Consider the following 12,867-nt stretch of genomic DNA (forward strand, 5'->3'; position numbering starts at 1 on the left):
GTTGTTACGATTGTTTTTAAATTGGTTTTCATTTGTTTTGTGTTTTAATTGTTATTTTAAAGTTTTGATTTTTTATCTCTGTCATTTCTTATTGACAGGACAAAATTGCGGATTTCTTAATTATAAATCAAATTAATAATTTTTAATACTTATAAATTATATTTATAATCGTGATTTATTATTACTTTTTCATTACCAGAACTGGTTTTCCTTTTTCTACTATATAGGTTGCCAGTTCAGAAGCTTTTGCGTGGCTGTTATTTCTTGCTGAGTGCACTACGCCTGCCGGGATAAAAAGTACTTCTCCAGCCTTTAAAATAACAGGAGACTGACCTTCAACCTCATACTCTAATTCGCCATCAAGGACATAAATAACTTCCTCACCCGGGTGAGAGTGCTTTCCAAAAGCGGTATGAGCTTCAAAATCAATACGTGCCTGAACCGTTTCGTATCCGGGAACGCTAAGATCGTAACGTTGTAAATCAGTGCGTTTTATTCCTGATTGCTGGGCAGAAGCAGTACTTGTAATAATTAATGCTAAAAAGCTAAGAGCAGAAACTGCGGTCGATGCAAAATTTAAAGTTTTCATGTTTTTAGTTTTATTTAATTTGTTGTTTTATTAATTTCCTTATCAAAAGTACCAAGGCATTACTTGTATTAAAATGACATTATAGCCCGAATGGACAAACGGAGTAATGAAGTGGACAAAAGTGGAGTTATGAGTATTATGGATTATAAAATCCTGAAAGATTAGATGTGATAAGATTCACCTTCTTTCCATATACCCATTATAGACAGAGAATCTGAAATATTTTTGGTAGGATCACCTTTAACTAATAGTAAATCAGCTCTCATTCCTTCGGCAATTAATCCCCTGTCTGATAAATTAAATCTTTTGGACGTTACTGATGTTGCAGATCTTAATGCCTCAATTGGGCTTAATCCGGCTTCTACCAACAGCTGCATTTCATGATGAACGCTCACACCATGTGCAAGACCGCCCAAATGAGGCATCGGTACCGATACATCTGTTCCAACAAGTATATCTACGCCTGCATCGCGTAAATCTTTCACGTTATTAAAGTTATCTTCCATATTGCCTTCCGGAAAAGTATTGAAACAAGAGCACATTGTCATTTTCCAGTCTTCATTTAATTTGTTTTCAACTCTTTCATCATGCGCAACATGACAGGCAGAATTCCCTATGATCGATGAATTCAATACCAGACAAGGCGTTACAAAAATTCCTTTGCTGGCAATTGATTCTATAAGATCTTGTGTCCAATCGGGTCTGTCAATAAATAAATGAGCCAGTCCATCAACACCAATTGCTACAGCTGTTTTTGCTGCTTCGGCTGTTAAAACGTGCGCTATGGCAATTTTGCCTAATTTATGAGCTTCGTCTACTGCCGCTTTTAATACGTGAGTTTCAATAACAGGTAAGCCCGGAGCATTCATTACGGTTCCTTCCTCAATCATTATTTTGAAATAATCTGCACCATTATTTACCTGACGATTCACAAAATCTATCGCTCCTTCAAGTGAGGTAACATCGGGGCCTAATTCCTCTTCTTCTTTCTGAGCCTGGTGGGCAGCTATAAATATGGCTTTTTCTTCTTCGCTCATTTTCTCCATTTCTTTTAACACAAATTCAGGAATTCCATTCCCTTTAGGAATCAGCTCGTCAGGATGACCGCCGGGAGCTGTCAGGCCCATTCCTGCAGAACGAACATCTGCAGCACCAGTGATTCCTTTTAATTGTGTATCACGTCCTTTTTTGGTAAACCCTCCCATCATTTCCAACTCGGTGGTGATACCAAATTTTAATGCATCTTTTAAAAATTCAACTGATGTATGAACATGGGCATCTATTAAACCCGGCAGAAGAGTACATCCCGTTCCATCGATCACCTCATCTATATCGTGTGGCAATTCATCAGCAACGAAAACAATTACACCGTCGATAAAAACAACGTTTTTTTTACCAATCACATTTTTACCATCAAACACGTTCGCATTTATGATGGCCTTACTTTTAGTATTTGTCATTTTGTATTTTTTTAAATTATTTTTTGCCAAAATTATCTAATCAATAAGGGTTAAAATAGCTACATTTGACACAATAACAGCTCTAAAAGGTCAAAATAAATGGAATTAAATGTTAGAAAAGAATTCGGTTTTTTAGAAGGTTTTTCAGATTTATTAGGTACCGAAGTAAAAAACGGACTATTAGTAATACCCGAAACTAAAGGCAAAGGATATCTAATGGGATTTAGATTAGATAATTCAATAAATATGCTTGTCAGTTTTTATGAGTATAATGATAATCTGCTTGCCAAGAGATTTGGAGGTCAAAATACATTAAACAGAATTCTATTTTCTTTTAATAATATTTTTCCGGACGCTCATTCAAAAAATAAATATTCAAGAGAAGATTTGCCTTCGATTCAAATTTTTAAAGGAAAACTAAATATTGAAACATTTTATCCGGGCAGAACCAAATTCAATTCTATTTTTATCGGAATTGATTCAGAGCAATTAGCAAAAATTTTAGGGTTACATATTGATAATGAAATTTTTAAAAACATTATTAACAGCGAACAATCCATTCTTTTTGAAGAGTTAATTTCTCCAAAAATCCAACAAGTAGCTTTGGAAATTATTCAGGCTGAAGTTCGGGATTCTTTAAGTGATTTTTTCTTTAAAATTAAAGCCGAGGAATTAATATATCTCACTTTAAAAGAGCTTTTTAAAAGAGAAAATCCTACCACGCACGCCCTGAACCAAATCGATGTTCAAAAAATTTATAAAGTGAGAGATCTGATTTTAACCGATATTAATGAACCTCCGGTTATTAAAGATCTTGCTTCTCAAATAGGAATGAGCGAATCAAAGTTTAAAAGATTATTTAAACAAATATTTGGGGACAGTTTTTTCAGTTATTACCAAAAATTCAGAATGAAAGAAGCTGCACGATTACTAAAAGAAAACGAAATGTCTGTTTCACAAGTTGGTTTTAGTGTGGGATTTTCTAACTTAAGCCATTTTGCTAAAGTTTTTGAAGAACATATCGGAATGAAGCCCAAATCTTTTCAAAAAAAGAAATGAATTCAGGATTAGACTGACGCTTAATTTCTATTTGATTTAAAACAAATTTCAAGCGAAATTAAAATCAATCCCTCCTATTTTTTTACCAAAAAAATAAAGAAAAGTAATCCAGATACAAAAGGTAAATAAGATTCTATTTACGGTGATTTGATAGTTATAGTTTTGTTTTTATTATTAAAAACAAAACTATGTCACTCAGATATTTACTCCTTTTGCTTGCCGTGCTTATAAGCCCGGTTTTATTTTCACAAACAGTTTATCCAAAAATTACAGGCTATTTTGGGATAATGCATCCGGTGGTTAGCTTTAGTGAACATGAAACCAATGTCAATTTTAGAGATTATTATGCTGTTGGTTTTCCAACCGGAATTAACATCTGGAAAAGTGAAAAAATCGGATTCTCTTTTGAAATAGTTCCCAACATAAAAGACGATCAGGGAACAGACAAAGTAACTAACTTATTATTTCATCCCGGTGTTCTTGTGGCTCTGGGCAATGGCTATACTTTTGCCGGAAGGGCTGCTTTTGAAAGCAGCGGCAGGTACGGTGTTACTCCGGTATTTAATAAAACCATCATAAAAAATAAAACCTGCAGTTACTATGCGGCAGTACCATTACCTGTTCGCTTTGGCAATGATCATCCCGCTTCTTTTACAATAGGTTTCCAATTGGGATTGCTTTTTAAATACTACTATCATGAGCGAAAATCAACAATATACCTTACGGGAATTAATCTTGTACTTTTTAAAGCTTGGCACAATTGGCTTTGGCGGTCCCGTTGCTCTGGTGGGTTATATGCACAGGGATTTAGTAGAAAACAGAAAATGGATTTCTGAAGAAGAATACAAACAAGGTTTGGCACTGGCACAATTAGCGCCTGGCCCTTTGGCGGCACAATTAGGAATTTATATTGGATTTGTACATTATAGAATATTAGGGGCGACTTTGGTTGGATTTGCCTTTGTTCTGCCTTCTTTTATAATGGTTTTACTCCTCGGAATTGTTTATCAGGCCTATGGTGGTTTATCCTGGATTCAGGCTATATTTTATGGTGTTGGCGCTGCCGTAATAGGAATTATCGCGTTGAGTTCTTATAAACTCACCTTAAAATCTATCGGGAAATTTAATTTGGAGTCTTTTAAATCTAAGTGGCTTTTATGGCTTTTTTTTATTTTTACAGTGATTATCACTTATATAACCGAACAAGAACAGGTACTTTTATTTATTGCCGCCGGACTTTTGTATATGTTTATAAAAGCACCAGCTAAATGGTGGAATACAAAAACAGTAAATTCAATAGTTCTTTTTCAATTTGCTTTTTGGAATCATGAAAGTACTTTACTTGTAAAAATTGCTGTTTTCTTTGGCAAGGCCGGCGCCTTTGTTTTTGGAAGCGGACTTGCTATTGTTCCCTTTTTGCATGCGGGCGTGGTAACAGAAAACCATTGGCTCACCGAACAGCAATTTCTGGATTCGGTGGCTGTAGCCATGATTACTCCTGGCCCGGTTGTTATTACAGTAGGTTTTATAGGATATCTGGTTGCCGGATTTCTAGGAGCCTTAACAGCTGCATTGGCAACATTTCTACCCTGTTATTTGTTTACAATTGCATTAGCGCCATACTTTAAAAAAATTGCCGAAAACAAATCTGTCAAAGCATTTGTCGAAGGGATAACTGCTGCCGTGATTGGCGCTTTGGTAGGATCTGTAATTGTCATTGCAAAAAGGAACATTATTGATATTCCTACCATTCTAATAGCTATTGCAACTATTTTTTCTTTACTTTATATAAAAAAAATTCAAGAACCTTATATCATTCTTATTGCGGCTGTTTTAGGAGTAATCATTAAAATAGCCATCGTTTAAAAAGGTAAATAATACTTTAGGTACGCTTTTTGTTTCACTATCATTATTAATAATTTAAAAAACAAAATTATGAAATCATTAAAATATTTATTCATAGGTTTTTTTCTTTTGACTATTCATTTTTCAAATGCGCAAGTGAATGTAAATGTCAATATTGGTACACCTCCGGCATGGGGTCCTGTTGGTTATAATGAGGCACGTTATTATTATTTGCCGGATCTAGAAACTTATTATGATGTAAGCACTTCAAATTATATTTACATCAGTAACGGAAAATGGTTAAGAGCCAGAACATTGCCTTCTGTTTATAGAAATTATGATCTTTACAACGAGTATAAAGTAGTACTAACAGACTATAGAGGAAATACCCCGTATGACAATTTTAAAACGCATAAAGTAAAATACGGAAAAGGTTATAAAGGAAAACCTCAAAAAACGATTGGACAAAAACCAGGAAAGGGAAATAATAAACAAGGAAAAGACAAGGGAAATAATGGAAATGGCAACGGCCACGGAAATGGTAAAGGAAACGGAAAACACTAAAATTAAGAGGCTTTTGATAGCCTCTTTTTTTATTTAGCAAATTTATTGGTTGTAAATTTATTTCTATTCTGGTTTGCTTATGATCGTGTTTCCAGCTAGAATATTTAATTCATCTTTTTTATTTTCTTTTATTAAATCAAATGCTTGTAATTGTATTTTGTACTCACTTTCAAAAATTGGATCTAAAAAATCATCTAAATCTTCCTCATCACAATTTATAACTTTAAAAAAATATTCAGAATTTAATTGATTAAGAATTTCTAAATTATTCTCAGAACAATTATAAATAAAATCTTCACTCTTTTCTAATTCAAAATTTAATAAATAATCCAATCCTTGGGCTACTAATGAAGCAACAGTATTTGGTACGTCATTATCAAAAATATCCTCAACATCTAAGATTAATGAATAACAGATATTTATTCTATTTTTAATTTCGGCAACTGAAGGATTATTTGTTTCTTTTAAAAATTGATATATAGACTTTAAAGTTAGAAAAGCTGTTCCTTTTTGAATATTTTTATCAGCTTTACTTATATCAATATTTAAATCAACATCTGCATATAAATCTATTATTCTGTCTAAACAAAAGAAACTGAATTCTTTAGTTTTCTCAAAATTTAATAAACTTATAGATTCTTGTACTAGTTTTTTATTCATAACTAAAATGACTTTTTCTTATTGTTGGTGTATCATACAATTACACCATCAAATTTTGTTCTATTAGTTCTTCAAAAGACTTATTTAATTCTTCCGTTTCATCATCATCATGATAATATATCCAAACTTTATTATCTGGCGAAATAAATACAGGATCTCCATTTCCACTTATAGAAATAACATAACTCAATTGTATTAATTCGCACCTGTTATCTATTGAATAACTATTTCTAAAATCCTTTGTCAAATCTATTACTGTTTCCTCTGATAACATTTCACAGTTATTAAAACCATACACTGGAAAACCTGTGTAACTGCCACCAAAAAGCCTTAAAAATTGAACATAGTCATTATCAAAATTCACATTAAGTTCCTTTTCAGCTTTTTTAATTGTTTCTTCATTAACAGATTTACCGGCGAAAAAATCATTAGTCGATAATGCTAACTTAATTTTACTTATTAACTCTTGTTTCATACCTCATTTTTCCTCTCTTTGTTTAATGTCTTTTAATATTGTATGATTTCTATGTAAAAAGACTGTCTAAAAAATAATTTTCAAGCAGTCTTTTTATTACTATTTAATATTTAAAATATATCAATCTAACTCTGCCCTTGAAAACAAATCAAGTATCAATGTTTTATCCTCACAAGCTTCTTTAAATGATATAATAAATGTTTTCAGCGCATCTGCATCAGAAGAGTAGGCACAAAACATACTCCCTTCTGGGTCAAACTTAACTATATTGATAAACTCAGGTTTTTTCTCCTCCAAAAAAACTTGTGCCAATGAAGCCCAGTCATATCCATTTCCTTCAAAACCTTCCTCTTCTCTTGTCTCAAAAATTTCCGTTTTGTAATCTCCTACGTTTACACATACCGAGACACTTTTATCATGTTCTACCCAAAAAAACGGGATAATTAATTCTTTAAAATTACTAATATCCATACTGTACTATTTTTAAATAATCATTGAAAAATCTTTGCTCCTAATAGCATCTTCAATTCTTGTCGGATGATGAACTACCCACCTTTTATATTTTTTGGCTTCCTCTATATTTATGTTAGACTTATTTCCTCCTTTCCATAGAATTGGTAGATCTCTATCTCCTAATAAAAAACAGATTTCTTTATAATTAGAATCTATTTCTTTATTATAGTTCTCTGTTTCAAAAATAAATCTCCATCTATTTTTACTAAATGCCATAGCTATATGAATAGGTTCAAATAATAAACCTGAATCCAATATTATTTTATTATTCTCGGGTATCGTTCCTATATAATTAAAAATTTCTATTAAATCTCCTGAAGATTTATTAATTTCAATTAATCTTCCAAAAGCATATTCTAAATTAGAATCATACTTAGAACGAGAGTAATTCTTTCTATTATCTTTAAAATCATTTGATAAAAACAATGGTAGACAAAATATATTTCCTTCTTTTTCTTCTAAATAATTCATAATTACTGATATTTTCACATTTCCAATATATGATTCCAAGCTCCTTTTCTATATACGGTTATTGTTTTTTGTTCTTCCTTTTCAGCATAACCTGAAAGTGCTATTCCAATTTGATCAAATATTAAAAAACCATATTTATAAACAGCATCATAATTTTGCTTAAATATTTCATGAAAAGTATCTGAAAAAACATCTAGATTTTCAAAAAATACCTGATCACTTTCCAGTATTGAAAATTCACTTAATTCATCATTTGTAAATTTCATTGAAACCATTCCCATTCCATCAATTATTTTCTTTTCTTTTTTGTTTTCGATTATTTGAATTTGATCATTCAAGGATTTTTTGGCTTCATCAAATAACATTCCTAATTTATAAGTTTCAGTTCCAATAAATGGAAGTATATTTAATTTATACATATTACCATAAAATTATTTTTTAACAAATTAACCTGCGTCTTAGAATATATTAATCTAACTTTCGTTGAAACAATCAAGTAAGTGATCTCGATAGCAATTTCTCAATTAATTCTGTATACATGTTTTTTGAATAATCACTTTTAGCGTCATTAATGCATTGCTCAAAAAAAACAATCGTTTCTTGTACATATTTATTCGGTAACTGGTTTAAGAAAAATTCGATTCTTTCTTTAAAGGAGGTTTCGGAATCTTTTAAAGGTTTAATATTTTTAATAGACATAATATATTCCCATTTTTTTTCATACTTATCAAATTGAGGCAAGTATGGCAAAAAGAAAGATACATAAAGAGCAATTTCTTTTGCTTGAGCTTTTTCTAAAAAAAAATTAAAGATTTCTTGGGATGATTCTAATTTGTATCTTTTTATCATATTACCCAATGCAGAAACTACATAAACATTCATTTTTGTATTTTCTGGATATTTATTTGCGATAGCAACTAAATTAGAAGCCAGCTTTTTATCAGATAACGTTTCTTCAAACCAAAATGATCCTTCATCTCTAGGTTTTTTCTCAAATTCCTTAACTATTTGAGAAACTTCTTGTTCAGTGTAAGATTTCCAATTATCTATTTGAGTTTTTAACGCTAAAATAATATCTAATTGTTTTTTTATTTTAACACTAATTATATTCTCCATATTAATGACATTTCATTTCAAACATAAGCATTAATTTTTAATTTTAACATGAAAAAACTCAAAAAAAATTATAATATATAAAAACGATTAATAATAACGTTTATACAAATTTCAAAGAGCTATTTGATAAACAAAACCCGCTAAATTAGCGGGTTTTGTTGTTATTCTCTTATAAAAGCTTGCGCTTACTAAATTATCTAAAATAAGTATTTAATATACTTTCTTTTTTTTCAGCATTCCCTCCTGCTGACAAAATATCTATCGCTACGCTATATTCTTCAGGGATTTCTCTATTGAAAACTAAATCTTTATAAGGATCTACATTTTTATCTAGTTTATAACATAAATAAAGTCTTTCATTTAATGAAGGATAAACAGCTAAATTTGTTAAATCATGCTTATCAATAATATCATTTGCATTTAATGGTATATCCTCCAATATTACAGAATCAATAACACCGCTTGGATGGGGTCTTGTGGGATTACCAGGTGTTGGTGACCACCATAAATTTTTTTTAACTAAACTACCTCCTGATTTCTCCCCTATTATCGTAAATTCTAATTCATTTTCTGTTCCAGCCCATGTTTTAACCTTCCTGAATCCACTATTTTGCTTTATCCAAGTATCTGAATCTTCTCTTTTAGTATCAGGTATTGCTTCTTTTATTATTGATATATTACTAGATTTTAGAAATTGTGCTATTACAGCAGTTACAGTTAATGTATCAAAAATACTTGTATCAACTTTCCCCCAATTCTCATCTTCTCTAAAGGCTTTATAAAACCTTATATAAGGTTCTTTTAACATTTGAGCCAATACAAATATGCCTTTTCTTGTTTCTATACTAATAATTTTACCTTCTTTCCAAGGTGTTGCTCTTTTTGACATATGACATAATCAAATTTATTTTAATTACTAAAAAACATCTAATGGATGATTTATTTCCAATACTTTTCTAATTCTTTATAATCTCCAAACCAAAACTTAAAAGCCTCTTTATTAATACCATCTTTACCAAGCCAGAAATCTACAGGGTAATTCCAATCAGAACTATGGGTTTTTCTTGGGGCAACAGCAAGATTAGTATATTCTTCTAATAAGCCTTTGTATTTTTCAGTCTCCAAAATACTACAGTACCCTAAAGTTTCTAGTAAAACTTTTCGGTCTTCTATTGTCGTCTTAAAGCCCTTAATTTTCCCTATGTTTTTCTGAACTTCTTTTTTTAAGGTATCACCTTCTTCTGCTTTAAGTATAATATCAATTATTTCAGAAAAAATTCGAATATCTTCGCCATTAATCTTTATATTTTCTTTTTCTTTTTTTTTGTTAAAATAATGCAAATAACAGAAATAACTAGTCAGTCGATGACCTATTAATCCCCCTGTATTTACGGACATATTTAGTATTTCTATATCTTCTTCTTCAAGTTCTTTAGGATAACCATAAGCTGTTGAGCAAATTCCACATGGAGATTCTCTTCTTAAATCTTGATTTTCCCTTAAAACAAATTTATGATTAGGGAATGTTTGCATTATTGCAAAAACTGGTAAAGCTGATCTCAAATCATGCTTATTGGAGATAAAACTTCCTATAAAAGATTCAATAACCTTTTCTTTAACACATTTTTTGTATTCTTAAACAATTTATCAATCCAAATATCGTGGATATTTTCTAGTTTTTCTTGCATATCAATTATTTACAACCTCTAAATTTACTGTCAAATTCTAACTCTTGAAGAGATGGCAATTCGCTTACTTTTTTACCGTTACGAAACTTATCTGCTTGACGTAGCCTATCTTTCCCAGTAACAGTTCCTTGTTTCGCTTCAGAAGTACCATTTATTTTATTATCTCTTGCTTTATCACTACCGTAGCCTAATAAATCATTTTCTTCAACACCTCTTTGTTCAATACCTCTAACTAAATCTTTATCTGAGATTTTACTTTGACATAAAAAAACCTCGTTATACTGACGAGGTTTTTTTATGTTTTGTCTTGTCCTAAAAAAAGTTGACTATAATTTATTAATTATGTCAACAGAAAGAAAAGAGTTTAAAAAACCTCACCGGAATGGCAAGGTTTCTCTTTTATGGTTACCAATTCAATTTAGAAATTCGAAGCCCGGAGATATTCCCACATATTTCAATAGGCTTGTAGAGCGGGTACTTATCAATTTAATTTAAAAAAGTATTCTAAAAATTCATTAAAACTATTCCACTTCTTATCAAAATAATTATCATTTGATAATTCTTTCATATTTTCCCCTTCTATTAACTTAACACTATCATCTTCAATATCATACAACAAATAGTCATCCAATTCTAAATTATAAAGAGAAAAATATTTAGTATTTAAATTATCTTGTTTTCTTAAATGTTGAGTTACACTATTCTCAAAGTCAATTAAATCATTAGCAACATCCATGATAAAACCTTCTTTTCCAGAATATTCATCACTATATTTAATCATAAATTCTAAAAAACTAGAATTTGTTTTATCATTAAAGCCCAATGCTCTAAGATTGTTCTCGTGTTTGATTTGAAATTCTTTCAATGTCAAATCTGCATTCTTTTTTAAGTATTTTAAAATTTTTTCTGATAACATAAAATTGATTATTTACATTTAATTTTTCTTCTAGCTTTTTCAACTCTTGCTCTTTTCCTCCAATATGAACCTCTATCTATATCAAATGCATCTCTATCAACAGGGAAATGTGGATGCTTTCCGGTACCATCACTCCCTAAAGGAGCTGTTCCTTTTGTTGCTCTCTGTAAATTTGTTCTCCCTTTATCATCTAATCTATCCCAATCTATATCTTGTTGATAAACAGTATATGTGTTTCCAGTCCCACTAGTAGGAGCCGTCCAGGTAATTGGATTAAATACATCTAAACCAAACACATCCACTTGACTGTTTGCATTATATACATATCCATACAAATTTGGATTATTTCCTGCTATTCCAATAGGATCTTGAGATAAATAAGTTCCTGTATTGGGCGAATAATACCTAAACCTATTATAATATAACGAAGTCTCTATATCTTCATACTGCCCAAGCTGTCTAAAAGGTATAAAACTTCTATCACCTTTTAGGTTTCTTAAATCCCCATATATATCATAATCGGTTTCCCAAACGAGATCGCCTTTTTCATTATATGCTTGTACAGGACGACCAATATAATCATTAATGATAGAAAATTTGTTGTTGCCAACAATCTTAGCACTTGGCACAAAACTTCCACCTTCATAGATAGACCCAGGTAATGAGATTTTCAATTGATTCCGGTTTGTCATAAACTAAATCATCATCAATGACAAGTTTTAGATCTCTCTTTTAGATTGTATTTTCCTTCATACAAAAAAACATTTCCATTCAAACATATTAAGAAGTTCTCATTCCAGATCTATATATCTTCGTATGGTCTAAAAGGTGTCCTTCATTTTTATATCCCGATTTCTGTATAAAATAAATACAACAAAAAACCCACTAAATTAGCAGGTTTTATTTTGTTTTAAATTGTTTTATCACACGAGTTAAAAGCTTACATCAGAATATCGATTAAACAATCTCAATTATTGGTGCTTTTTCATTATACATATCTGTTACAAAAAGTTTACTTCCTACTAAATCTTTTTGATAAAAATAGTTTCTATGTATCACTGAGTTTCCTTTTACTCCCATTCCAAAATTTTCGTCTTTTTTTAACTTATTTTTTATTGCATCAAATAGTTTCTTTATTGTTTTGTCTGGAGATTTAGATATTATTCTTAGAGAAATTCGTTCAATTCTATCTGTATCTACTCTACCTCCCATTCCTTCAATCGCATATTGACAAATTTCATCATCATAAAAACTTTCATTCGTACTTTCAAGCTTCTCTGTTGATATAAAAAAATTAAGATTTTTACTGTTATAATTTTTTAATATTTGATCAAACTCATTTTTTGCTAACAATACTTTACTAATTGAATTATCAACATCTCTTTGCTCTACATATATATAAGCATGATTGCTTTTTAAAATCTCCTCAGAATAAACAATAAAATCTTTAAGAGAGATAACTATATTTAAATTTGACATAAAAAATACCTATATTATTTAACATTGGAAAT

At 30.4% G+C, this 12,867-nt stretch carries 17 protein-coding genes; 4 read left to right on the top strand and 13 right to left on the bottom strand.

Translation table 11 applies throughout. The annotated features are described in order from the left end of the window. Positions 1–181: 181 nt before the first annotated feature. Both SD960_RS19955 and SD960_RS19960 read right to left on the bottom strand, forming a co-directional pair. Positions 182–589, bottom strand: coding sequence for a cupin domain-containing protein (locus SD960_RS19955; protein WP_318805571.1), 408 nt, complete (start codon positions 587–589; stop codon positions 182–184). 161 nt (positions 590–750) lie between these two features. Continuing rightward, positions 751–2,049, bottom strand: a complete 1,299-nt coding sequence (locus SD960_RS19960; RefSeq protein ID WP_318805572.1) for an amidohydrolase family protein — start codon at positions 2,047–2,049, stop codon at positions 751–753. Between the two features lie 99 nt (positions 2,050–2,148). Between SD960_RS19960 and SD960_RS19965 the strand changes: the two genes are divergently transcribed. The 4 genes from SD960_RS19965 (at position 2,149) to SD960_RS19980 (ending at position 5,517) form a co-directional block, all read left to right on the top strand. Further along, positions 2,149–3,108 carry an AraC family transcriptional regulator gene (locus SD960_RS19965; RefSeq protein WP_318805573.1) on the top strand — a complete coding sequence of 320 codons (960 nt, stop codon included), beginning with the start codon at positions 2,149–2,151 and terminating at the stop codon, positions 3,106–3,108. A 188-nt stretch (positions 3,109–3,296) separates the two neighbouring features. After that, entirely contained in the window at positions 3,297–3,944 is a 648-nt protein-coding gene (locus SD960_RS19970; RefSeq protein WP_318805574.1) for a hypothetical protein, read from the top strand. After that, positions 3,844–4,974 carry a chromate transporter gene (locus SD960_RS19975; protein WP_318805654.1) on the top strand — a complete coding sequence of 377 codons (1,131 nt, stop codon included), beginning with the start codon at positions 3,844–3,846 and terminating at the stop codon, positions 4,972–4,974. The genes SD960_RS19970 and SD960_RS19975 overlap by 101 nt, the downstream gene beginning before the upstream one ends. Before the next feature lie 69 nt (positions 4,975–5,043). Continuing rightward, entirely contained in the window at positions 5,044–5,517 is a 474-nt protein-coding gene (locus SD960_RS19980; RefSeq protein WP_318805575.1) for a hypothetical protein, read from the top strand. Positions 5,518–5,580: 63 nt separating this feature from the next. On the opposite strand, the gene SD960_RS19985 is transcribed toward SD960_RS19980, so the two are convergent. From SD960_RS19985 to SD960_RS20035, 11 genes are all read right to left on the bottom strand, one after another. Further along, positions 5,581–6,177: a hypothetical protein gene (locus SD960_RS19985; protein ID WP_318805576.1), complete on the bottom strand. Its 597-nt coding sequence runs from the start codon at positions 6,175–6,177 to the stop codon at positions 5,581–5,583. Between the two features lie 40 nt (positions 6,178–6,217). Continuing rightward, positions 6,218–6,652 carry an SMI1/KNR4 family protein gene (locus tag SD960_RS19990; RefSeq protein WP_318805577.1) on the bottom strand — a complete coding sequence of 145 codons (435 nt, stop codon included), beginning with the start codon at positions 6,650–6,652 and terminating at the stop codon, positions 6,218–6,220. 120 nt (positions 6,653–6,772) lie between these two features. Continuing rightward, positions 6,773–7,123, bottom strand: a complete 351-nt coding sequence (locus tag SD960_RS19995; RefSeq protein ID WP_318805578.1) for an immunity 51 family protein — start codon at positions 7,121–7,123, stop codon at positions 6,773–6,775. A 12-nt stretch (positions 7,124–7,135) separates the two neighbouring features. After that, positions 7,136–7,636: an Imm26 family immunity protein gene (locus tag SD960_RS20000; RefSeq protein ID WP_318805579.1), complete on the bottom strand. Its 501-nt coding sequence runs from the start codon at positions 7,634–7,636 to the stop codon at positions 7,136–7,138. A gap of 14 nt (positions 7,637–7,650) precedes the next feature. Then, positions 7,651–8,055 carry a hypothetical protein gene (locus SD960_RS20005; RefSeq protein WP_318805580.1) on the bottom strand — a complete coding sequence of 135 codons (405 nt, stop codon included), beginning with the start codon at positions 8,053–8,055 and terminating at the stop codon, positions 7,651–7,653. A gap of 73 nt (positions 8,056–8,128) precedes the next feature. Beyond that, positions 8,129–8,752, bottom strand: a complete 624-nt coding sequence (locus tag SD960_RS20010; RefSeq protein ID WP_318805581.1) for a hypothetical protein — start codon at positions 8,750–8,752, stop codon at positions 8,129–8,131. A 193-nt stretch (positions 8,753–8,945) separates the two neighbouring features. After that, complete coding sequence (locus SD960_RS20015) at positions 8,946–9,641, bottom strand: hypothetical protein (RefSeq protein ID WP_318805583.1); 696 nt, start codon at positions 9,639–9,641, stop codon at positions 8,946–8,948. A gap of 50 nt (positions 9,642–9,691) precedes the next feature. Continuing rightward, positions 9,692–10,315 (bottom strand): hypothetical protein, encoded by a 624-nt coding sequence (locus tag SD960_RS20020; protein ID WP_318805584.1) that lies wholly within the window; start codon positions 10,313–10,315, stop codon positions 9,692–9,694. Between the two features lie 606 nt (positions 10,316–10,921). Next, positions 10,922–11,356, bottom strand: a complete 435-nt coding sequence (locus SD960_RS20025; protein WP_042566682.1) for a hypothetical protein — start codon at positions 11,354–11,356, stop codon at positions 10,922–10,924. Between the two features lie 8 nt (positions 11,357–11,364). After that, entirely contained in the window at positions 11,365–12,030 is a 666-nt protein-coding gene (locus SD960_RS20030; RefSeq protein ID WP_318805586.1) for an RHS repeat-associated core domain-containing protein, read from the bottom strand. A 283-nt stretch (positions 12,031–12,313) separates the two neighbouring features. Further along, positions 12,314–12,835 (bottom strand): hypothetical protein, encoded by a 522-nt coding sequence (locus SD960_RS20035; protein ID WP_318805587.1) that lies wholly within the window; start codon positions 12,833–12,835, stop codon positions 12,314–12,316. Positions 12,836–12,867 lie beyond the last annotated feature (32 nt).

Source organism: Flavobacterium sp. MMLR14_040, from assembly GCF_033657265.1.
GTDB lineage: Bacteria > Bacteroidota > Bacteroidia > Flavobacteriales > Flavobacteriaceae > Flavobacterium.

Bases quoted from the DNA above. Each gene is read 5' to 3' on its own strand.
- SD960_RS19955 (WP_318805571.1), bottom strand. From the start codon at position 589: ATGAAAACTTTAAATTTTGCATCGACCGCAGTTTCTGCTCTTAGCTTT.
- SD960_RS19960 (WP_318805572.1), bottom strand. From the start codon at position 2,049: ATGACAAATACTAAAAGTAAGGCCATCATAAATGCGAACGTGTTTGAT.
- SD960_RS19965 (WP_318805573.1), top strand. From the start codon at position 2,149: ATGGAATTAAATGTTAGAAAAGAATTCGGTTTTTTAGAAGGTTTTTCA.
- SD960_RS19970 (WP_318805574.1), top strand. From the start codon at position 3,297: ATGTCACTCAGATATTTACTCCTTTTGCTTGCCGTGCTTATAAGCCCG.
- SD960_RS19980 (WP_318805575.1), top strand. From the start codon at position 5,044: ATGAAATCATTAAAATATTTATTCATAGGTTTTTTTCTTTTGACTATT.
- SD960_RS19985 (WP_318805576.1), bottom strand. From the start codon at position 6,177: ATGAATAAAAAACTAGTACAAGAATCTATAAGTTTATTAAATTTTGAG.
- SD960_RS19990 (WP_318805577.1), bottom strand. From the start codon at position 6,652: ATGAAACAAGAGTTAATAAGTAAAATTAAGTTAGCATTATCGACTAAT.
- SD960_RS19995 (WP_318805578.1), bottom strand. From the start codon at position 7,123: ATGGATATTAGTAATTTTAAAGAATTAATTATCCCGTTTTTTTGGGTA.
- SD960_RS20000 (WP_318805579.1), bottom strand. From the start codon at position 7,636: ATGAATTATTTAGAAGAAAAAGAAGGAAATATATTTTGTCTACCATTG.
- SD960_RS20005 (WP_318805580.1), bottom strand. From the start codon at position 8,055: ATGTATAAATTAAATATACTTCCATTTATTGGAACTGAAACTTATAAA.
- SD960_RS20010 (WP_318805581.1), bottom strand. From the start codon at position 8,752: ATGGAGAATATAATTAGTGTTAAAATAAAAAAACAATTAGATATTATT.
- SD960_RS20015 (WP_318805583.1), bottom strand. From the start codon at position 9,641: ATGTCAAAAAGAGCAACACCTTGGAAAGAAGGTAAAATTATTAGTATA.
- SD960_RS20025 (WP_042566682.1), bottom strand. From the start codon at position 11,356: ATGTTATCAGAAAAAATTTTAAAATACTTAAAAAAGAATGCAGATTTG.
- SD960_RS20035 (WP_318805587.1), bottom strand. From the start codon at position 12,835: ATGTCAAATTTAAATATAGTTATCTCTCTTAAAGATTTTATTGTTTAT.